General features: G+C 59.4%; 17 protein-coding genes. 5 read left to right on the top strand and 12 right to left on the bottom strand.

Annotated features, from left to right (window positions below; genetic code table 11):
* Positions 1-83: 83 nt before the first annotated feature.
* The 8 genes from HHL22_RS17610 to HHL22_RS17575 all read right to left on the bottom strand — a co-directional run bounded on the left by HHL22_RS17610 (position 84) and on the right by HHL22_RS17575 (position 7,976).
* Positions 84-1,091: an SDR family oxidoreductase gene (locus HHL22_RS17610; protein WP_169532722.1), complete on the bottom strand. Its 1,008-nt coding sequence runs from the start codon at positions 1,089-1,091 to the stop codon at positions 84-86.
* 129 nt (positions 1,092-1,220) lie between these two features.
* Entirely contained in the window at positions 1,221-2,276 is a 1,056-nt protein-coding gene (gene rfbB, locus HHL22_RS17605; RefSeq protein WP_169532721.1) for a dTDP-glucose 4,6-dehydratase, read from the bottom strand.
* Positions 2,277-2,327: 51 nt separating this feature from the next.
* A complete protein-coding gene (galE, locus tag HHL22_RS17600) occupies positions 2,328-3,359 on the bottom strand; it encodes a UDP-glucose 4-epimerase GalE (RefSeq protein WP_169532720.1) in 1,032 nt (343 codons plus the stop codon).
* A 77-nt stretch (positions 3,360-3,436) separates the two neighbouring features.
* Positions 3,437-4,738, bottom strand: a complete 1,302-nt coding sequence (locus tag HHL22_RS17595) for a nucleotide sugar dehydrogenase (RefSeq protein WP_169532719.1) — start codon at positions 4,736-4,738, stop codon at positions 3,437-3,439.
* Between the two features lie 32 nt (positions 4,739-4,770).
* On the bottom strand, positions 4,771-5,400 hold the full coding sequence (locus HHL22_RS17590) for an acyltransferase (protein ID WP_169532718.1): 630 nt from the start codon (positions 5,398-5,400) through the stop codon (positions 4,771-4,773).
* A 126-nt stretch (positions 5,401-5,526) separates the two neighbouring features.
* Complete coding sequence (locus tag HHL22_RS17585; RefSeq protein WP_241738167.1) at positions 5,527-6,507, bottom strand: glycosyltransferase family 2 protein; 981 nt, start codon at positions 6,505-6,507, stop codon at positions 5,527-5,529.
* A gap of 3 nt (positions 6,508-6,510) precedes the next feature.
* Entirely contained in the window at positions 6,511-7,272 is a 762-nt protein-coding gene (locus HHL22_RS17580) for a class I SAM-dependent methyltransferase (RefSeq protein WP_169532717.1), read from the bottom strand.
* 26 nt (positions 7,273-7,298) lie between these two features.
* Positions 7,299-7,976 (bottom strand): glycoside hydrolase family 16 protein, encoded by a 678-nt coding sequence (locus HHL22_RS17575; protein ID WP_169532716.1) that lies wholly within the window; start codon positions 7,974-7,976, stop codon positions 7,299-7,301.
* 333 nt (positions 7,977-8,309) lie between these two features.
* On the opposite strand from HHL22_RS17575, the gene HHL22_RS17570 reads away from it, so the two are divergent.
* Positions 8,310-8,858 carry a carbohydrate binding domain-containing protein gene (locus tag HHL22_RS17570; protein WP_169532715.1) on the top strand — a complete coding sequence of 183 codons (549 nt, stop codon included), beginning with the start codon at positions 8,310-8,312 and terminating at the stop codon, positions 8,856-8,858.
* A 172-nt stretch (positions 8,859-9,030) separates the two neighbouring features.
* Entirely contained in the window at positions 9,031-10,332 is a 1,302-nt protein-coding gene (locus HHL22_RS17565; protein WP_169532714.1) for a hypothetical protein, read from the top strand.
* Between the two features lie 26 nt (positions 10,333-10,358).
* On the opposite strand, the gene HHL22_RS17560 is transcribed toward HHL22_RS17565, so the two are convergent.
* Together HHL22_RS17560 and HHL22_RS17555 are read right to left on the bottom strand one after the other, a co-directional pair.
* Positions 10,359-11,615, bottom strand: coding sequence for an alginate O-acetyltransferase AlgX-related protein (locus HHL22_RS17560; RefSeq protein ID WP_169532713.1), 1,257 nt, complete (start codon positions 11,613-11,615; stop codon positions 10,359-10,361).
* Positions 11,616-11,686: 71 nt separating this feature from the next.
* The gene (locus tag HHL22_RS17555; RefSeq protein WP_206680742.1) at positions 11,687-12,862 is read right to left on the bottom strand and encodes an MBOAT family O-acyltransferase; all 1,176 of its coding nucleotides are present in this window, start codon (positions 12,860-12,862) and stop codon (positions 11,687-11,689) included.
* Between the two features lie 387 nt (positions 12,863-13,249).
* Here HHL22_RS17555 and HHL22_RS17550 point away from each other — a divergent pair, with 387 nt between their 5' ends.
* The gene (locus tag HHL22_RS17550; protein ID WP_169532711.1) at positions 13,250-13,777 is read left to right on the top strand and encodes a hypothetical protein; all 528 of its coding nucleotides are present in this window, start codon (positions 13,250-13,252) and stop codon (positions 13,775-13,777) included.
* Positions 13,778-15,865: 2,088 nt separating this feature from the next.
* Here the strand turns inward: HHL22_RS17550 and HHL22_RS17545 are convergent.
* Both HHL22_RS17545 and HHL22_RS17540 read right to left on the bottom strand, forming a co-directional pair.
* Complete coding sequence (locus HHL22_RS17545; RefSeq protein WP_169532710.1) at positions 15,866-16,651, bottom strand: SDR family oxidoreductase; 786 nt, start codon at positions 16,649-16,651, stop codon at positions 15,866-15,868.
* Between the two features lie 74 nt (positions 16,652-16,725).
* On the bottom strand, positions 16,726-18,519 hold the full coding sequence (locus tag HHL22_RS17540; protein WP_169532709.1) for a hypothetical protein: 1,794 nt from the start codon (positions 18,517-18,519) through the stop codon (positions 16,726-16,728).
* Between the two features lie 277 nt (positions 18,520-18,796).
* Here HHL22_RS17540 and HHL22_RS17535 point away from each other — a divergent pair, with 277 nt between their 5' ends.
* Together HHL22_RS17535 and HHL22_RS17530 are read left to right on the top strand one after the other, a co-directional pair.
* A complete protein-coding gene (locus HHL22_RS17535) occupies positions 18,797-19,366 on the top strand; it encodes a 3-hydroxyanthranilate 3,4-dioxygenase (protein ID WP_169532708.1) in 570 nt (189 codons plus the stop codon).
* A complete protein-coding gene (locus HHL22_RS17530; protein ID WP_169532707.1) occupies positions 19,363-20,673 on the top strand; it encodes a glycosyltransferase family 39 protein in 1,311 nt (436 codons plus the stop codon). Before HHL22_RS17535 ends, HHL22_RS17530 begins: the two co-directional genes overlap by 4 nt.
* Positions 20,674-20,677: the final 4 nt, after the last annotated feature.

The following is a 20,677-nucleotide window of genomic DNA, read 5'->3' as shown; positions in this document are numbered from 1 at the left end:
AAGGTTTTACGAGATTAAAAGAGGGTGCGCAAGGTTTTTTAAGTGCTGCTTTCTTGCTAAAAGACTTCGCGAAACCTTGTGGGCTAATTGCGTTCTTTGATAAACTCCTGGTTGGCTTTAAACCAGCTAAGGGTCTGCTTGAGGCCCTCGCGAATGCGCACCTGCGGAGCGTACCCCAGCCGCGTTTCCGCCTTCGAGATGTCGGCCAGCGAGTCGCGGATGTCACCGGCGCGGTTAGGGCCAAACTTAGGGGCTAGGGTCGAACTAGCTTCCTCGCGCAGGATGTCGTATAGCTGCACCAGCGAGGTACGGTCGCCCACCGCGATGTTGTAGACTTGGTTGACGGCTTCAGGGTTGTCGGTGAGGGCGGCGCGGATGTTAGCTTGCACAGCGTTCTCCACGAAGGTGAAGTCGCGGGTTTGGCCGCCGTCGCCGTTGAGCGTGGGCGGCTCGTTTTTGAGCAGCGCGTCGATGAAAAGCGGAATCACGGCCGCGTAGGCGCCGCCGGGGTCTTGCCGGGGGCCGAAGATGTTGAAGTAGCGCAGGCCAATAATCTCCATGCCGTAGGTGCGCGCAAATACGTCGGCATACAGCTCGTTGGCGTACTTGGTGACGGCGTAGGGCGAGAGCGGCTTGCCGATGCGGTCTTCCACCTTAGGCAGGCCAGGGTGGTCGCCGTAGGTGCTGCTGCTGGCCGCGTACACGAAGCGCCTGATACCCGCCTCTTTGGCCGCAAACAGCATTTTTACGAAGCCACCCACGTTCACCTCGTCGGTCGTGACGGGGTCGTGGATGGAGCGCGGCACCGACCCTAGGGCCGCTTGGTGCAGCACCACGTCGATGCCCTGGCAGGCGCGGGCGCAGGCTTCGCGGTCGCGGATATCGCCCTCCAGCACTTCCAGCGCCGGGTTGCCCTCAAACAGACGCAGGTTTTTGCGGAAGCCGTTGGAGAAGTTGTCCAGCACCCGCACCTTTTGGGCGCCGTGCTTCAGCAGGTACTCCACTAGGTTGGAGCCGATGAAGCCGGCCCCGCCCGTTACTAGAAAAGAGGTTTCGCCAAGCGGCTGGCTGTAAAAAGGAAATTCGTACATGTGTAACGTGGTCAATCAAAACGTCATGCTGACGAAGGAAGCATCTCTACCGCGCAAGCGCACTCACTTAATGCAACGAAGCGGTAGAGATGCTTCCTTCGTCAGCATGACGTTTTAAACTTAATCCGTTTACCGATTAGCGTACTGCTTTTCGTTGTAGTCTTGGTAGGCACCGCTGGTCACGTGGTCTAGCCACTCCTGGTTGGCCAGGTACCAGTCTACGGTCTGTCCTAGGCCCTGCTCGAAGGTTACGCTTGGCTGCCAACCCAGCTCGTTCATGATTTTGCTGGAGTCGATGGCGTAGCGCATGTCGTGGCCGGCGCGGTCGGTTACGAAGGTGATGAGCTGGCGCGAGGTGCCCGGCGCCTGACCTGTTTTCTCATCTACTACATCGCACAGCAGCTCAATGAGCTTGAGGTTCTGCCACTCATTTACGCCCCCAATATTGTACGTTTCGCCTAGGGTGCCTTTATGGAACACGGCGTCGATGGCCGTGGCGTGGTCTTTCACAAACAGCCAGTCGCGCACGTTCTCGCCCTTGCCGTACACGGGCACTTTCTGGCCGGTGCGCAGGCGGTGGATGGCCAGCGGAATGAGCTTCTCGGGGAAGTGGTTGGGGCCGTAGTTGTTCGAGCAGTTGCTGAGCTTGATGGGCAGCCCGTAGGTGTGGTACCAAGCCCGCACGAAGTGGTCGGAGCTGGCTTTGGAGGCCGAGTAGGGCGAGCGCGGGTCGTAGGCGGTTTCCTCGGTGAACAGTTCGGGGCCGAAATCCAGCGACCCGTACACCTCGTCGGTACTGACGTGGTAAAACGTGTGCCCCTCAAAGCCTTTGGGCTTCCAAAGGTTCTTGGCCGCGTTTAGCAGATACACCGTGCCCAGCACGTTGGTGCGCACAAAAGCCAGCGGGTCGGTGATGCTGCGGTCGACGTGGCTCTCGGCGGCCAGGTGAATAACGGCGTCGGGCTCTTCGGTAGCAAACAGCTGGTCGACAAACGCCTGGTCGGCGATATCACCCTTGATAAAAGTATAATTTGACGCGTCCTCGATGTCGCGCAGGTTTTCTAGGTTGCCGGCGTAGGTTAGGGCATCTAAGTTTAGTATCTGATAATCGGGATATTTGGTAACGAACAGGCGCACCACGTGCGAGCCAATAAAGCCGGCGCCGCCGGTAATAAGGATTTTCATAAGATTAGTGAATAATTAGCTACGTAAGGCACGATACTGCCTGCGGTTTTATTAGGCTTTTGCCTCCCCTAGGGCCTGCTGCCACTTCCAGGCGCTGGCCAGCGCATCGTGCAGGGAGGTTTCCGTTTTAAAGCCCAGCACCTCGGCGGCTTTAGTAGCATCGGCGTAGATGGCGGGCACGTCGCCGGCGCGGCGCGGGCCGATGCTGTAGTTCAGCTTTTGGCCGCTGGCTGCCTCAAAGGTTTTCACCACTTCCAGCACCGTGTTGCCGTGGCCAGTGCCCACATTGAAGGTTTCGACCGCCTCGCTGGCTTTCTTCTCTAGCAAGCGGCGCACCGCCACTACGTGGGCCTTTGCCAAGTCCTCCACGTAGATATAGTCGCGCACGTTGGTGCCATCGGGCGTGTCGTAGTCGTCGCCGAATACGGTAAGCTTCTCGCGCAGGCCCGCCGCCGTTTGGGTGATGAAGGGCACTAGGTTGTTGGGCACCCCTAGGGGCAGCTCGCCAATCTTGGCCGACGGGTGCGCCCCAATCGGGTTGAAGTAGCGCAGCAGAATGGCGCGCAGACCCGCCTCGGGTGCGGCCGCCGTGTCGTGAATAATGTCCTCGCACATCTGCTTGGTGCGGCCGTAGGGCGACGAGGCCGGCTTGGTGGGCGTAGCCTCAGTCACGGGCAGCTGGTCGGGCACGCCGTAGACGGTGCACGACGAGGAAAACACCAGGTTTTCGATGCCTTGCTCCTTCATTACCGTCAGCAGCGTTATCAGCGAACCCAGGTTGTTGTGGAAGTAGGCCAGCGGCTTCTGCACCGATTCGCCCACGGCCTTGAAGGCCGCAAAGTGAATAACGCCCGCCACGGTACCTTCCTGCTTGAGCACGCCACGCAGAGCGTCGGCATCGCCGCAGTCGATGTCGTGGCAGGGCACGTCGTGCCCTAGGATATCGCGCAGCCCTGCTAGCACCGACTGCTTCGAGTTGCTAAAGTCGTCGACAATAATGGGCTCGTAGCCCGCTTGCGCCAGCTCTACCACCGCGTGCGAGCCGATATAGCCGGCCCCGCCCGTAACGAGAATTTTTTTCATAAGCTATTAGCTGTTAGCCATCAGCTACCGCCTACCGTCAAGCTAACGGCTAACAGCTAATAGCTAATAGCTCAAAATTAGAGACTCCAGTAGTGTAGTTCTTCCATCGGCTCGTTGCGGTAGAGGCCTTTAATATCAACCAGCACGGCATTGTCAGCGGTGATGGACTTGAAGTAGGCCTCGTCCTTGCCGAGGTAGGGCTGGTGGCTCACGGCCACAATTACGGCGTCGTAGTCGGCCCGAATCTTGTCCGGCGCCGTGAGGCGGAAGCCGTACTCGTGGTGCAGCTCGTCAGAGCTGGCATGGGGGTCCACGATGTCCACGTTCACCGAGAAGTTCTTCAGCTCCTGAATCACGTCGGCCACTTTCGAGTTGCGGATATCCTCCACATTCTCCTTGAAGGTCGCGCCCATCACCAGCACGCGGCTTTTGGCCACGTCCTTGCCGCGCTTAATCATCATCTGCACCGTTTTGCGGGCGATATAGGCGCCCATATTATCATTGGTGGTGCGGCCCGAAAGAATCACCTTGGCATCGTAGCCCAGTTCCTTGGCCTTGTAGGTGAGATAGTAGGGGTCCACGCCGATGCAGTGGCCACCCACCAGGCCGGGGCTGAACCGGAGGAAGTTCCACTTCGTGCCGGCCGCCTCCAGCACTTCATAGGTGTTGATGCTCATGCGGTCGAAAATCATCGACAGCTCGTTCATCAGCGCAATGTTGACGTCGCGCTGGGTGTTCTCGATAATCTTGGCCGCCTCGGCCACCCGGATGCTGCTGGCGCGGTGCACGCCGGCATCCACCACCAACTCGTACACCTTGGCAATGGTATCGAGGCTTTCGGCGTCGCCGCCGCTCACCACCTTCACGATGCGGCGCAGCGTGTGCTCCTTGTCGCCGGGGTTGATGCGCTCGGGCGAGTAACCCACTTTGAAGTCGCCGTTGGCGAAACTCAAACCTGAGAGCTTCTCCATCACCGGAATGCAGTCCTCTTCGGTGCAGCCAGGGTACACGGTGCTCTCAAACACCACGTAGTCGCCCTTTTTCAGCACTTTGCCCACCGACGACGACGCCCCGAGCAGGGGTCGCAAATCAGGCTGGGCGTGCTCATCGATAGGCGTGGGCACGGCCACGATAAAGAAGCGCGCCTCGCGCAGCACGTCGAGCGAATCGGTGAAGGTGATGTCGCAGCCCTCAAAAGCGGCGCTGTCCAGCTCGCCGCTCGGGTCTTGGTGCTCGCGCATCATGGCCACGCGGCCAGCATTAATGTCGAAGCCGATGACGGAGAGCTGGCGGGCAAACTCGAGCGCGATGGGTAGCCCCACGTACCCTAGGCCAATGACGGCCAGCTTAGCTTCTTTGCGGAGGAGTTCGTCGTACACTTCTGAATTAATTATGAGTTATGAATTAGAAATTATGAATTGGCACTTGCATAAATAATAGCCTCATTCATAGTAGTTACTAGTCTTTTGTCGGCGCTCAGCCGGTATTCTTCGCCCGTGGCTGGGCAACGCGCCAAGTCATTTTGGTCGAAGTGCAGCTTTTCGCCGTGGGCACTCAGCCAGCCGTGCTGCCGGGCGGGGTTGCCGTACACGAGGGCAAAGGCAGGCACGTCTTTGGTAACGACGCTGCCGGCCCCCACGAAGGCGTAACGCCCGAGGCGCACCCCGCACACAATGGTGGCGTTGGCCCCGATGCTGACGCCCCGCTCGAGGTAGGTGGGCTGGTAGTGGGCCGGGCCGCGGCGGGGCACGGCGGCGCGCGGGTTGCGCACGTTGGTAAACACCACCGAGGGACCGATAAATACGTCGTCTTCGCACACCACGCCCTCGTAAAGGCTCACGTTGTTTTGCACCTTCACGTTGCGCCCTAGGGTCACGCCATCGGCTACGAACACGTTTTGGCCCAGCGAGCAGTTTTCGCCCAGCACGGCGCCGGCCGCCAGGTGGCAAAAGTGCCAGATGCGGCTGCCCGCTCCTACGCGGCTGCCCGCATCGAGCACGGCAGTAGGATGAGCGTAGAAATCGGCAGTGGAGTAGGCCACGGAGTAAGCAGCAGGCTTTTGCGGGGGCAAAGGTAGCAAGGCCGGCCGGGTCGCTAGCGCCAGGATGATAGCGCAGCCCTTTGGGATGTTGAGCGTCTTAGGCACCGCCCGGCATCGGTATACGCTCTAGCCGGCCGGCGGCGGGCTAGCTTCCGCAATAAAATAGAGGGGCCGCTGGCGCACATTAGCGCTAAGGCGCGCGATATACTCCCCAATAATGCCTACTGCAATCAACTGTACTCCCCCTAGAAAGAGAATACTCATCATCAAGGAGGCCCAGCCAGGTTGGTAATCGTGCCGCACTAAACGTCCGTAGAGGGTATACATCATCAACAAGAAAGCAATACCCGACACAGCAAAGCCTAACATGGTGGCTGCCTTAAGCGGAGCATCGGAAAAGCTCGTGATGCCGTCCAAGGCTAGGCGTACCATCTTGCGGTAGGTGTAGCCAGTGGTGCCGCCCTGGCGCCCGGCGCGGTCGTACTCTACAAAAGTTTGGCGGAAGCCGAGCCAGGCAATTTGCCCGCGCAAAAATTTATGCTGCTCCGGCATCTGCCGTAACGCTAGTACCACCCGACGCGAAATAATTCGAAAATCACCAGTATCGACTGGGATAGCAACGTGCGTAATAGATACTAACAGGCGATAAAAAGCTTTGGCCGTTAATCGCTTAGCTACATTCTCATTCTGGCGCGAGCGGCGTCGGGCGTATACCACTTCGTAGCCCGCCCGAAGCTTGGCATAAAGTTCAATGATTAATTCGGGCGGGTCTTGCAGGTCGGCATCGATAATGACTACGGCATCACCCTCGGCTTGGTCGAGGCCCGCCGACACGGCAATCTGATGCCCAAAGTTGCGGCTCAAATCGAAGTAGCGTACGTGCGCATCGCGGGCCGCTAGCACTCGTAGCAGTGCCAGCGACTCATCATACGAGCCGTCGTTGATGAATAATAGCTCGTAGCGGCCAGGCAGGTCAAGGGCTGTTAGTACGTCGGTCAGGCGCTGGTGCAAGGCCCCGATATTGGCTTCTTCGTTGTAAATCGGCACAACGACGGATAAGGCAAGGCGTGCAAGGTCAGCCATAAAAGTTAAATAAAGCTTCGGCAAAGCCTAAGAAAACGGCTTCTGCGCTAAGGCAAATACACTCACACCCAGTGGCATATCTATACGACGCAACAACCAGTTTTCCAGCCGAATCCAACTCAGCAGCGTATAATTGGCTAGGCCTGGCAACTGACGCAAGTCGCCAGTGGTGCCAGCCAATGAGGTCGTAGTAGGGCGGCCACGTAGCAACCGTGCCACCAATCGCACCAGGGCCACCGGAAAATATAAGGCCACGTTCCAGAACGAACTGCGCTGCACTCGCAGGCCAGCCGCTGCCAACCCTCGCACTAAGCTAAGGCGTGAATAGCGACGAAAGTGATGATTTACTACGTCGTGCGCGCTCCATAGATAGTTATGTGCGGGCACAAATACTAATAGCTGTCCACCTGGTTGCAGCACGCGCACCCACTCCTGCAGGGCACGACTTTCATTTTCGATGTGCTCCAGCACGTCTGATGCAATGACCAAATCAAAGCTGCTACTGCTAAACGCCAAGGCGGCACCATCCATTACAGTCACATTGGGCACGCCGCGCGCTTGGGCCAGTTCAATGGCTGCAGTGCTCACGTCAACGCCCGTCACATCGGTGTAGCCTGAAGCGCGCAGGCGTTGCAGCAGCGGCCCACCTGAGCAGCCAATCTCCAGAATAGCAGCCTCAGAAGGAAGTTTTAGACCCTGAATTATATCAAATACCGCGTCGCGGCGACCGGCAAACCACCAGTGTCTTTCTTCTAATTGGTGGTATTTTGCTTCGTAGCTAAGGTCCATGCTTAGCAAAAGTAAGTGGCTGCGCGCTACCGCAACTCCCACACCCGGATGTAATCGACCAGCATATCGCCGCTGTTAAAACGGTCTTCGCCCCGTGTGCCCACATCCAGGATGAGGCGCACGGCCTCGCGGTGGGTCTTTACTAACGCGGCTGGTACTGAATAGAGGTAATAGTCGTTGAGATAAAATGTTACGGCTTCGGGCGTCCAGACAGCGCTGTATGTATTGAAGCCCTGCGTGAGGTCGCGGTCGTATTGGTAGAGTTGGTAGCCGTGCGTCCAGCATTCAATAGGAGCTGTATTGCCGCCACAGGTAGTGCGCTTACCCCAGTCTAGTACGCCCGTTTGCAAAAGCCGGCCGGGGTTTTCGTTGCAATTGTCCATTATATCAATTTCCGTTTGGGGGCCATTAAGCCAAAAGGCGGGCAAAATGCCGCGGCCACTGGCTGGCAACTGGCAGCGGATTTCGAATAAACCATAGCTGAAGCCAGGAAACGGCCCACTCTTGGATAGCTCAACAGCACTACCACCTACCCTAGATACCATCTTGCCTGAAGCGTAGGCAATGGGCCCGCCGCCCGGTGAGCTGCCGGGCACTACCGTGCCGGGCGGCCCTGGCGCAGGCCGGCGCACGCCGTGGCCCGCAGCCGAGTCGGTAGCAGCTTGGCGCTCAGCTAGGGTGAGGCGGGTAGTACGTATGCGCAAAATACCGCCCGGCAGTATAGCAAGTTGCCGAGTGCTGGCATACTCTGTCCAATCGTTGTTGACAGAGGTATAAAAATCGGACTGCCAACGCGCTCGAAACAGCGAATCGGCTGGAGAAGCGTAGGAAAACTCTTCGGCAAAAATGGGCGTGGGCTGGAAACGAGTACGGTCAAGGGTAGACTGGGCTGCAACCTGGCCAATGGTTAGCATCCCTAGTGCTAGCAAGCATTCTCCCCAACGGCTAACGCATCTAAGCCAATCTGCGGCGCAGCTATCTACTTTTATGGCCTGAAGGCACTCCTCGCTATTTTTGCGCGTCATTTACGACTTTATATGAAAAAGTTTACCCTTTTATTGAGCTTGGTAAGCCTAGGCTGCCTGGGAGCATGCTCGTCGGATAACACCCCAGGTGGTAGTTCTACTGAACGGGTTATTACGGCAAATGATTTTGAATCGACCGCCGGTTGGAATGTGGACCCTGGGCTTTTAGAACGCGGCAAGGCTCATTCGGGGCAATACGCCATTAAAGTTGATAAGGACCACGAGTTTAGTCTGACCTTTGATATGGCCCTAGGCCAGGCTACCCCGTCGAAAATAAAAACCGTGCATTTAGAAGGTTGGGCATACTTAACTAGTGAAAAGTCAAGCGGGGTACTGGGTTTGCAGATTATGGGCGGCCCCACCAATAGCGACATGGTGTATGGAGACGGCATTCGCCTCGGAGACGTAGTAAAATCCTACAACAAGTGGGTGCAGGTAGATAAAGACTTTACTCTGCCCGATAATATTACAGCAGTGCAGCACGTGCGCGTGTCGCTGTGGCGAGCCGATGCTAGCGAGCCAGTATTAGTAGATGACTTGCGCCTAACTATTAAGGATTAGGCGCTGCTCGCCACTCCGCATGAAGTTATTCTCGCTTGCCTGGCGCTATGGTCCAGCGCTAGTACTATTATTGCTGGCTCTGCATACGGGGCTCACCTTCTGGCAGCACTACCAACTACCACTTGACGGTGACCTGATACCTACCATTTACCCAGCTCCATGGTACAGCCAGGTGTTACACGACCCTTTTGGCTGGGCCGTGCTGACGCAAGATGCTCACTATGCCGGGCCCAACCGCTTTTTTGCGCACGCCTCGCTGGGCTGGTACTGGAAGCACGTGCCGCTGTGGCTGCATACGGTAGCATCGCCTATTAGCAGCCTCTACGCGGCCAGCGCCCTATTTACGGCCGTGCTGCAAGTATGCATTGTGCTAGGATTGGCGGCCTACGTGTATTGGGGTGGCGGCCGGGTGCGCGGTGGTTATTGGTTGGCTGTCATTCTACTGTTGCCCTTGTTTCAAACCGACGGCTTCTACGAGCAATTGGGTATTGTCAATTGGGCTACTACCTATACGTTCTTTTATACCCTGCCCACGGCTTGGCTGCTGCTGTTGCTATGGCCGTTTTTTGCAGCCTCGGTGCGCGCCGCGCCGCTGCGCGTGGCGTGGTGGCAGGCCGCGCTGCTGTTAGGGTTAATGGTGGTGGTTTCCTTTAATGGGCCCGTAGGTACTGCTGCGGCGGCTGTGGTAGTAGCCAGCATAGGCTTGCACTGGGCCTGGCAGCAGAGCCAAGCAGCCCATACCTGGCCACTGGCGGGCAGCCGCCTGGCCATGGGCTGGCTTTCGGGGCAGGCGCTGTTTTTACTAGGGGTGCTGGCTTTTTTAAGCCTATACTCCGTCTTCATTGGGCGCAACAATGCCGAAAATTCGCATACGCATACCTTAAGTGAACTATACCAGTTGCTACCTATTGGCATTGCGAAAGAAATAACCATGCAGCCAGGGCTACCACTGCTATTAGGGATGCTGCTGCTTAACCTACTACTGTTGCGCCAGTTACCATCTTCGGCCGAACATACGCGAGTGCTTGCCCACCTACGCTGGACAGGCTGGTTTGCTACTATATTTTTGCTGCTATTGCCCCTAGGGGGCTATCGGTCCTACCGACCCTATTTAGTACGGGGCGACTCTATTCAACCCGTCCTGATTGGGGTTTTTTACGCTTATGGGGTTTCCACTTACCTGCTTTTGCAGCAGCTAAGGGGACGCTGGCGGCCAGCTTATGTGGGCGCTGTGCTGGCGCTGGGTGCTGCATTTACCTACGCCAACTTTACCTGGCACATGCCGCGTACCAACGAGTGCGAGCGCTGGAGCCTCGACCAGTTGGCCCGTGCTCCCGAATCCGAAGTGCGCCTTTCTCCCTACTGCCCCGTGCTGCAATGGGACAACCAGTCCGACCCGCACTTGACTGAGCTGCACGGACTAATGCTTCAGTACTGGGGCATCACCGACCGCCCCAAGCTATACTATCACTAATCCAGTTCCTCGCGGCCTGGGGTGGACTAGTGGCCCATCTGCTGCTCATACTCGTCCTGGGCCTGCTGGCGGGCACGCTGAGCTACACCGCCCATATCCTTCGACTGCTCCTCCCAGGGCAGCTGGCTGATGATAGCCTGCGCTCGCTGCTCGATAGCTGCGCGGTCGGCAGCTGTAAAGGGATGATAGAGACGATACACTCGGTCCGTGAAACCAAACTCACGCTCGGTCAGGTTGTGCTCTGTCAGTAGCAACACAATAAACCGGCGCGATTCTAGCTGCTGCCGCAAATCGAGGTCAGCTACTTTCTGGCCCGTATCGTGATACACGCTGTCTGGCTGATGCACGCTATTGAAGTAGTACCAGATGCGCGTGTCGTCGGCAAACTCGCGCTGCAGGTAGGGGCTGAATAGCATGAGTCCCCAAATAAAGCTATCACCCACAAACAGGGCTGAAGGTCGCGTTTGCCCAGGCCCCGGCGCCTCGAATGCCAGTTGGCGATAAGCTAGTGGGGCAGGCTGCACTGGCCACAGCAGGTTAAGTGGACCACCAATGTCGTTGTCGGTGGCACGCAGTGAATCAAGGGTATGCACTACCCGCGGGGCCCCTAGGGTGCGCACCGCCGGAAACTGCACGCTTCCCAACTGCGCTAGTTGGCGTAGCAGTGTATCGGCCGCTAGCGTGGCCCCGAAGCCACTCCAGTGCGTGCCCGTACGCGGAAACAAGGGGTAGGGCTGGGTTTTTCTCCACTTAGCAAACACGGGGATGAAATCCAACATTGCCACCGAATCAGCTTGTAGCGCTGCCCGAAACAAGTTGTAGTTGGTAACAGTGCCGGGGCTAGGCACTAAGTGAATAGGCAGATCTTCGGGTTGAAATCGAGCTTTGTTGGGAGCCAGCACTAGCAACAACTGCACGCCACGCCGCGCCAGTTCGCGCTGCACGGCACGCAAGCGCTGCACCCGCCAGCGCACTTGTGCGGCAGGTAGCAGGCTGCCGCCGCCATACGCTGCCACTGGCCCTGGTTGGAACAGCACTTGGTGATGGCCCACTACAATATCAGTCGAGCGCGCCGACTGAAATAGCGTAAAGGCCAATTGGTTGCGTAGCCGAATTAAAAATCCCCGAAAGCCTAGCTGCTCACTTACGTACTGCTCGAGAGCAGGCTGGTAGGTGCCCGCACGCACGGCGTCCCAGCTTAGCTCAGGGCGGGCGGTAGCGATATAGGCACCGTTGAGGCCGGCATCAGCCAGCCAGTGTTGCCGGGCTTCAAGAGCGGGCAATAGCAGCAAGGTAAATGGCAAAGCTAGTGCCAGCCACTTTGCGCCAGCAAATAGTTTACTGCCCACAAGCATCAGAACCGGAAGTAGATGAAGGGATTGAAGGAACTACCTACTAGGTAGCTTAGGCTAAGCACCAGCAGCAGTACGGTGCTGGCCGATAGGCGCCAGGCGGCGCCGGTGGTGAGAGGCGTGGCCGCCAATTGGCGCAGCTCCCAGCGAGCCACACCAGGCAGCGCGGCCGCCAGCGAGGCCGCGGCGGCCAGTAGCAGCGTATAAGTGAACTCGGGGCCAAAGTATAAATTAGCTATGCGCGGACCATGGTTTTGCCCCCCTAGGGCCCGCCAGTAGCGCAAAGCGCCCGCCAAGGTATCGGCTCGAAATAATACCCAGCCAAATACGGTGATGAGCAGCGTGGGCAGTAAACTAAACCAGCTTATTGCCCGGTATATGCGCAGCAGAAACAGGCGCTCTAACACTAGAAAAAACCCGTGGTAAGCGCCCCAGGCCACGAACGTCCAGGCGGCGCCGTGCCAGAAGCCCGAGAGGACGAACACGGTGCACAGGTTGAGGTATAAGCGACTGGGGTGCACGCGGTTGCCACCTAGCGGAATATAAAGATAATCGCGCATCCAACGGCCCAGCGTGATGTGCCAGCGCTGCCAAAATTCGGTGATGGAACGCGAGATGTAAGGCGAATTGAAGTTTTCGGGAAATTGAAAGCCAATGAGTCGCCCCAGGCCCAAGGCCATGTCAGAATAACCTGAAAAGTCGAAATAAATCTGCAAGGTGTAAGCCACTGCGCCAGCCCAAGCCGTGAGCAGCGGTAGCGTAGTGGGGTCGAGTGAGAAAACACGGTCGGCCTGCTCTCCTAGCACGTTGGCAATTAGAACCTTCTTGGCTAGTCCTAAAGTAAAGCGGAATAAGCCAGCTAGTTTATGGTCAGTAGTTTCAAAAGGGTATCGACCTTCTGCATCCAACTGGCCGGCTATTTCGTGGAAGCGCACGATGGGCCCAGCTATCAGCTTAGGGAACAGCATAATGTACAATAAAAAATCCCAGAATGAGCGCAGTGGCTTATTCACACCCCGATATACGTCGATGGTGTACGTGAGCTTCTCAAAGGTGAAGAACGAGATACCGATGGGCAGCACCACCTTTTGCCAACTCAGTGCTGGGCCGCCAAAATAGTTTTGCACAGCCGCTATGTTGGCGACGAAGAAATTGGCGTACTTGAAATAAAACAGCATGGCTACATTAATAACCACACTAGTTATTAGGTAGACGCGTTGTCGCCAGCGCACTGCCTCGGCTGCCATACCCCGGATAAGAAAGAAATTGACGATTACCGACCCTAGAAACAGGCCTAAAAAAGACAGCCCACCCCAGGCGTAAAACAGGAGGCTAGCCCCTAAGGCTACCGCGTTTTTGAAAGCGCGGGGCGCTAGCCAGTATAAGCCGAGAAAAACAGGCAGGAAGTAGCACAGAAACAGTGGACTGCTAAAAACCATATGTGAAACCCTAAGCCGGCCGGCCCGGTACCTGGGCTGCCAAAGTTAAGCGCTCAGTCCTAGGGCCACTTTACCCGCGCTACCTTTGCTCAGCGCGGACGATACCCTCCGCCCATTCTTTTACCCATGCGGATTTACCTTCTGGCAGCGGTAGTGCTAGCAGGCTGCTCGCACGCGCCAGCCCCCCCGGTAGGCGCCCTGGCCGCCACCGACTTTGAGAACCTAGCGGGCTGGCTAGCTGATGCACCAGCGCGGGCTACGTTAACCCAAGAGCAGGCGCACTCGGGCAAATACAGCACTAGCGTGCGTCCTGAACACGACTACAGCTTAGGCTACAGCAACTTGCTTAGCCAGATGAGTGCCGACCGGCCCACCCGGCTGCGCATTAGCGCTTGGATACAGCAAACGGGACCCGAACCTAGCGCCAAGCTGGTAACGGAGTTGAAGTCGCCGCAGGGTACCAGTTTGCTGTGGAAGGGGCTGGACGTGGGTACCGTAGCTAAAGCTCCCGGCAAATGGTACCACGTAGGGCAAACTGTAACGCTACCTGCCACAGCTCCGCCCGATAGCCGCCTGCTGGTGTACCTCTGGCGCGCCGACAGCACTACCCCCACCTACCTCGACGACTTGGAAATTCGCTTGGCCACCCCCTAAGGGCTAACCTCTACGGGCAGGCGCAGGCGCACTGGCCAGACCCGATAGTCGCGGCTGGCCAAGCTAATTTCCAGCGTGTAGCGGCCGGGCTGATGAGGCGTTTCCAAGGCTACGGTTTGCGTCCAAGGCTGCCAGACGTCCACTTCTAAGGGCGCCTCGGCCGGCCTAGCGTCGGCGGGCCAATCTCCAGCTTTGTAAAATGCTGTACGTAGCAGTGTTGGGTGAGGGCCCCGAATGCTTGAATGCAACGGCTGCGCGGCGGATGGTACGTTGAGTTGGACGGCCACCGTATAGGTGCGGCCCGCACGTAAGACACTAGGTAGAGCGCCCGCTAAGTGTAGACTTACTGCCCGATGGGCGGCCACGTAAGCCCCTAGGGCCGCAGTATCGTGAGGGGGCTCGGTATTGAGCAGACGGTAGGTGGCTGCTGCCGGAAAGCGAAAGTAGTTGGGAGGCAGTTCGGCCGTGGTAAGCGTTTCAAAAGGCCCCAGCAACACACCTGGTTTAGCGGCGTTGGCAGCTAGCCCATCCAAGTTACTATCCACGCGCACTGTTTGCACTGAATCGGGCGAATGGCGGGCACTGAGGAGCATAGTTTCGCTAGCTGCGGCCCACCAGGGCCAGCCCGCCCGCAGACGCCTGGGATCTACGTTATCGCTCTGCATCAAAAACTTACCTTCTGGAAACTGCCTGGTGTAAGTAAGCAGCTGCCGAAGCCAATGCTGGTAAGCAAGATAAGGTTCGCGCTGCTGCCAGAGCACCAGCAGGCGCGTAGCTAGTAGCAGCAATACTATACCCGTAGCTAGCGCTGGGCCGCGGCCAGCCCCGCGGCGCTCGAGGGCAGGTAGCACTTCGGTAGTGAAGGGCACGGCTACAAAAATGGCTAACGGCAAATACAGGTTAGCCAAGTATGTTTCCTCAGTGTAGCCAGGGCTTGATACGTTTACAATGAAGGCATAGCCAAGCGTGGCACCCCATACTGTCGCTAGGCGCAGCGCCGCTAGCCAAGTGCGCTGGCGCAGGTAGTATACGCTTAGTACTAGGAGCAGCAGCGGCAGGGCTATAAAATCGTGGCTCCATAAATACCAGAAATGCCGGAAGCTTTCTAAGCTCAGATAATCGGGGAAGTAGTGCCGCAGGTTAGGCTCAAACGTCATGTGAGCAGCCTCATAAGAGTCTGGACGCACCATACTACTGCGTATTTTGTACACCACAAAGGCCCAAATGAGTAGGCCATAATAGCCCCAGTCGCGCCAGCGCTGGTTCAGCAGCCAGTCGTATACCCACAGAAAGAGGAACGGTAGCAGGCAGAGTGGGTGGCCAAAAATAAATACCGGCACTAGTGCTGCCAGGGCCAATGTTCCTAAGCTCAACCGCAGCGGAGCTTGCCGCGCAATGCCAGCGTAGTAGAGCAGCAACGCGGCCAAAGCCAGCGGAAACTCAGATTGAGTCCAATAAAATACGCGGGAGGATAGTAGAATAAGTAGTAGCACCAGTACCAGTGCTACTTGCTCATTGCGCAGCCAGAAGGCACAAACGGAGAAAACGGCGAGGTAATAGATAATGAAAATGCAGGAATGAAACCGCATGATTGCCTCTAGCGACCAGCCCGCTTTAATAACCTCTACTACAGGTAGTTGCGTAACTAGTGTTACAAAACGCAAGGAAGCTAAATAAGCTACATCTTTCGTTCGCAAAAAAGTAAACAGGTTGTACGCCAAGTCGTAGTAGGCTACGCGCGCCAGGTACAAGTACCAAGCCAGCCCTAGCAGCACTAATAGCGCAGCGAGAGCCAGTAGCACAGGACCGCGCGTAGCGTAGCGTTTAGAAAGAAGCATAGGAGGCAGGAAGAGAACGGATGGAAGTACTGGCGCAACGCGTGAGCTAGCTGCTCGTACTAGCCGGAGCTAATGGCGTGCCCTATGCGCCCGCGACGCCAAGTCAAGTTGGCCTAATTGAGACACGACTGTGCCCCTAGAAAATACTGACAAATATAGGATAGTCCTTACCTGAGCTTGGACACCAATGCAACTCCTAGGCGACTGGCACGAGCCAGGCGCCACGCAGGCCCTAGGCGCTTGGCTGGCCCTATAGGCTGCCCGTGCGGCCGCCATCCACCGGAATGCTGGTGCCCGTGATGTAGCCGGCCGCTGGCGAGGCCAGAAAAGCCACCAGGGCCGCCAGCTCGTCCGGCTGGCCGAAGCGGTGGGCCGGAATGCCTTTCAGCATCGCGGCCTCTACCGCGTCTTGACTTTGGCCGGTGTCGCGCATTTTTTGCTCGATAAGGGCGTGGTGGCGCTGCGTGACGGTGGCGCCCGGCAGCACGTTGTTGACCGTGATGCCGTCGGCGGCTACCTCATTGGCGAGGGTTTTGGCCCAGCTGGCCACTGCCCCGCGAATGGTATTGCTGACGCCCAGGCCGGGCAGGGGTATTTTCACCGAGGTGCTGATGACGTTGATAATACGGCCGTAGCCCGCGGCCCGCATGCCCGGCACCAGTGCCTGCGCCAGCAGCTGGTTGCAAATGACGTGCTGCCGAAACGCGGCCTCAAATGCCTCGGGAGTGGCGGCCAGTAGCGGTCCGGCGGGCGGCCCCCCGGTGTTATTAATCAAAATTTGGTAGCCTTCGGAATGCGCGGCCAGGTCGACAGCCACGGTTTGGGCGAGGCGCGCGGGGTCGGCATAGTCGGCTACCAGGTAGCGGTGGGCTTGGCCAGCGGGCGTGGGCAGCGCGACCAGCACCTCGCGCAGGGCGGCTTCGTGGCGGGCCACCAGGGTTACGGTAGCGCCGTCGGCGGCCAGGGCCTCGGCCACCGCCCGGCCAATGCCCTGGTTGCTGCCGCCCACCAAGGCGCGATACGAAGTGAGGTTCATAGTGAACGGGGGTTAATTAGTTATTTGACAATTTGTTAGTTACTAATCTGAAGCAGTAGGCAGCTGCTCTGGCTTTATTGGACTGCGGGCCCTAGGGCTGGCAGCAGCAGCGCGAAGCAACCGGCCGAATCGGCCACCACTTGCTCGCGGTAGCCCCGCGGCAACAGCCACTGGCGCAGCAGCTGGTGCGCGGGCGCCTGGTAGTAGTGGGGCTCCACTACAAACACTGGCTGGCCATAGCGCCGCCCGAAGGCCGCCAGTTCGGCCGGGGTAGGGCCGGGCACCAGGGCCAACGAATCGGGGTGACGCTGGGCCAGCAGCAGCGTGCGCAGCACCGGCTCGTGGGCAAAAGTGGCGAAGGTGGCCGCCGACAGCCGCGAGAGGTAGGCGCCGCGCAGGGCTTTGCCGTGCTGGGTTTGGTAGCGGAGCTGGGCGGGGCTGAAAACGCCCACTTGCCGGCCGCCGTCGCCTAGGCCCAGCGGCAGCGCGAATAGCACCGCGCCCGGCTGCTGGCCCGCCAGCCGGTACGCCCGCGGCACATCGGCGGCACGCACCAGCGGGTAGCTTTCTATTTGATACTCGACAAATACGCCAGCTAACAGTAGCAACGGTACGCTCCAGCGCCAGACCGCCGCGCGCGAAGCCAGCCACTGGTCGAGGCCGAGGGCGGCCAGTAGCGGCAGCAGCAGCGCGGCCATCATCACGAGGCGCGTGGGGCAGCGGATGTTATTAAAAAACGGCACGAAATGCACTAGGCTAGTGGGCAGGCGCAGCAGGTCGTGCCCCGCCCAGCGCAACTCGGGTATGGTGAGCAGCACAAACAGGAGGCCTAGGGCTGGCCAGGGCCGTAGCACCGTGGGCAGCGGCGGCAATGCCCCTGGCTGGGCGGGCCGCCGGGCGCGGGCCACCAGCGACGCCAGCACTAGCCCCGGCACTAAATAGCCTAGAAAAGCAACGTTCTCGGGCGAGGCCTGCACCGGCAGGCGCGGCTGGTGCCAGAAGGCGCGGCTGGCGGCCGTGCCCAGCCAGCGGCTGTGCAGCGGCGGCACTAGGTAGGTACCCAGGTCGCCGCCCCAGTATAGGCCGCCGAAATCGTCGGCCCCCAGCAAGGCCAGCCCGCGCGAGGCAAAGTGCCCTAGGGCCAGCACCGCCACCAAAACCACCCACGGCTGCCAGCGGCGCCAGCTGATAGCCCCCAGTTGCAGCCGCCACCAGGCCGCGTAGCCCCCGGCGAAGTACAGCAGCCCAGCCGTGGTGTAGTAGTCGCTCAGCAGCGTGAGCAGCAGCAGGCCCGTCGCCACGGCCAGCGCCCAGGCGTTGCGCAGGTGCGGCCAGCGCCCGGCCTCAAACCCCCAGGCGGCTAGGTAGGCGGCTACGAAGAAGGGAACTGCCGCCGTGAGCAGCAGGTGGTAGTGCTCGGGCCAGTGGGCTAGCTTGTAGGGCGAAAAGGCAAAGGCGAACCCCACCAGCACGCACAGCAGCGGCTGCCGCACCCAGCGCCCGGCCAGCCACGCCGCCCCCACCCCGCTTATTACGAAGCTCAGCAGCAGCCCCAGGTTGATGGCTTGGTAGGGCTGGCGCACCGCCAGGTTGAGCACCCCCAGCACCGGCGTGTAGGTGTGCAGCCACAGGCTACTGCCCGGGGGGTACAGCAGCAGCGGCGTGCGCATGGGGTCGTGCCCTAGGGCCACCTGGCGCTGAAAGTTCCAAGCGTTCCAGAGGTACTGGTTGGCATCGCCGCCCGGCTCGCCCACGAAGGCGCTGCTGACGGCCAGCGGCAGCGGCCACGCGTACCAGGCCACCAGGCCGGCGTAGAGCAGCGCGGCCAGCAGTAGCCAGCGCCAGCTTAGGGAAGAAAATGCGGCCATAGGGTGCTGGCAAAAGTAGCCCGACCGGCGGTTAGCTTTGCGCCCGAGGCTGGCCCTAGGGGCTGGTTGTTTCGCAATCCATCAAGCAAAAAATTAGGCGGTCATGCTGAGCTTGCCGAAGTATCTCTACTGCATAACTAAATTCCCAAACGTTAGAATTACTGGCACGGTAGAGATGCTTCGGCAAGCTCAGCATGACCGCCTAATCTTTTGCTTGATGGATTGCGAGTAAATCTACTTATTCCGCAAATATCCTTTATCACTAAACACTGGGAATATGGCCATTACCCGTCCGTTCAACTTCGCCCAGTGGGTGGAGGAGCACCGCCACCTACTGAAGCCCCCGGTGGGCAACCAGCAGGTTTTCAAGGATAATAAAGACTTTATTGTGATGGTGGTGGGCGGCCCCAACGCCCGCAAAGACTACCACGTGGACGAGGGCGAGGAGCTGTTTTGGCAGCTCGAAGGCACCATGACGGTGAAGATTATCGAGGACGGCCAGCCGGTGGACATCACCATTGGGCCGGGCGACATGTTTCTGCTGCCCGGCGGGGTACCGCACTCGCCGCGCCGGCCGGCCGGCACCGTGGGGCTGGTGCTGGAGCGCTACCGCCAGCCCGGCGAGCTGGATGGCTTCCAGTGGTACTGCGAAAACTGCGGCCATAAGCTGTACGAGGAGTTTGCTGAGATTACCGATATCGTGGCCCAGCTGCCCCCCATCATGAACCGCTTTTGGGCCAACAACGACCTGCGCACCTGTAAGGTGTGCGGCACCTACCTAGAGGCGCCGCCCGCCGCTGGGGTAGCACCCGCCGCACCCGCCCCTGCTGCGCCCGCCGTTTCGTGAAGTCGCGGCTGATTTTCTGGCTGGCGGCGGCGGTGCTGGTGCTAGCCCAGTTTCAGGACCACCGCTGGAAGGTGCAGGAGGTATTTGACTGGGACGGCGGCGGCTACTATGGCTACCTGCCCGACTACTTTCTGTACGGCGGCCCCGGCCGGGCCGACTCGCTCAACCAGCTGCTGCTGGCCAGCCGCCCCGGCCAGCCCCACCCCATGGGCCGCATGGGCATGCACCGCCTGCCCAATGGCAAGGTGCTCATCAAGTATCCGCTGGGCGTGGCCCTGGGGCAGCTGCCGTGGTTTGCGGGCGCCCACCTGTATGCGCGCTGGCACGGCGACCCACCCAACGGCTACTCGCGCCCCTACCAGCAAGCCGTGATGGTGGCCGGGCTGGTGTATGCTATTATCGGCTTGTGGGTGCTGCGCAAGCTGCTGCGCCGCTACTTCCCCGACCACGTAGTGGCCTGGACCCTAGGGGCTATTGCGCTGGGCACCAACCTGCTGGGCTACGCCACCTACGAAGCGGCCATTTCGCACGCGGCCTTGTTTATGTGGCAGGCGGCGCTGCTCTACTGCACCGCCCGCTGGTACGAAAGCCCGCGGCGGCGCTGGGCGGCGGGCATGGGGCTGTTTCTGGGCTTGGCCGTGCTGTGCCGCCACTCCGAAGCGGTGTACGCGCTCATCCCGCTGACGTGGGGCCTAGGGGCGGGCCGCCGCCCGGCCGTGTTGGGCCGCTACCTCGACCAGCTGCTGATGGCCGGGGGCGTGGCGGCGGCCGTGCTCAGCCTGCAATTCTTTCACTGGCACGCCGTGAGCGGGCACTGGGTGGCCGATGGCTACCAGGGCGAGTTTTTCGATTTTCGCCACCCGCACATTATTGAAGGGCTCTTTAGCTTCCGCAAGGGCTGGTTGCTCTACACGCCCCTGATGGCGCCGGCGCTGCTGGGCACCGGCTGGCTGCGGCGCTGGGTGCCGGGGGCGCTGGCCCCGGTGCTGGTGCTGCTGCCGGTGCTGCTGTGGGTTACCTTCAGCTGGCAGCAGTGGTGGTACGGGGGCGGCTTCAGCGCCCGGCCCCTCATCAGCGTCTACCCGCTGCTGGCGCTGCCGCTGGCGGCGCTGCTGGCTAGCGCCGCCACGCGCGGCGGCCTGGTCTGGGTGGTCCTGCGCACGCTGCTGGTGGCCGGCATTGTGCTCAACCTCTGGCAAACCTGGCAGTGGAACGGCGGCATCATCGAGTCGGAAAACGAGACGCGGGCGCTGTATTTCCAGCGCTTCTTCTGGCGTAAGTTTCCCGAGGCCCCTAGGCGCTGGTAGCTCC

The organism is Hymenobacter polaris (genome assembly GCF_012927305.1).
GTDB classification, from domain to species: domain Bacteria; phylum Bacteroidota; class Bacteroidia; order Cytophagales; family Hymenobacteraceae; genus Hymenobacter; species Hymenobacter polaris.
This window is presented reverse-complemented; position numbering and strand designations above follow the sequence as displayed.

Coding starts and splice junctions, on each gene's coding strand:
- HHL22_RS17545 (WP_169532710.1), bottom strand. CDS start 16,651: ATGAACCTCACTTCGTATCGCGCCTTGGTGGGCGGCAGCAACCAGGGC.
- HHL22_RS17570 (WP_169532715.1), top strand. CDS start 8,310: ATGAAAAAGTTTACCCTTTTATTGAGCTTGGTAAGCCTAGGCTGCCTG.
- HHL22_RS17535 (WP_169532708.1), top strand. CDS start 18,797: ATGGCCATTACCCGTCCGTTCAACTTCGCCCAGTGGGTGGAGGAGCAC.
- HHL22_RS17610 (WP_169532722.1), bottom strand. CDS start 1,091: ATGTACGAATTTCCTTTTTACAGCCAGCCGCTTGGCGAAACCTCTTTT.
- rfbB (WP_169532721.1), bottom strand. CDS start 2,276: ATGAAAATCCTTATTACCGGCGGCGCCGGCTTTATTGGCTCGCACGTG.
- HHL22_RS17555 (WP_206680742.1), bottom strand. CDS start 12,862: ATGCTGTTTTATTTCAAGTACGCCAATTTCTTCGTCGCCAACATAGCG.
- HHL22_RS17580 (WP_169532717.1), bottom strand. CDS start 7,272: ATGGACCTTAGCTACGAAGCAAAATACCACCAATTAGAAGAAAGACAC.
- HHL22_RS17550 (WP_169532711.1), top strand. CDS start 13,250: ATGCGGATTTACCTTCTGGCAGCGGTAGTGCTAGCAGGCTGCTCGCAC.
- galE (WP_169532720.1), bottom strand. CDS start 3,359: ATGAAAAAAATTCTCGTTACGGGCGGGGCCGGCTATATCGGCTCGCAC.
- HHL22_RS17540 (WP_169532709.1), bottom strand. CDS start 18,519: ATGGCCGCATTTTCTTCCCTAAGCTGGCGCTGGCTACTGCTGGCCGCG.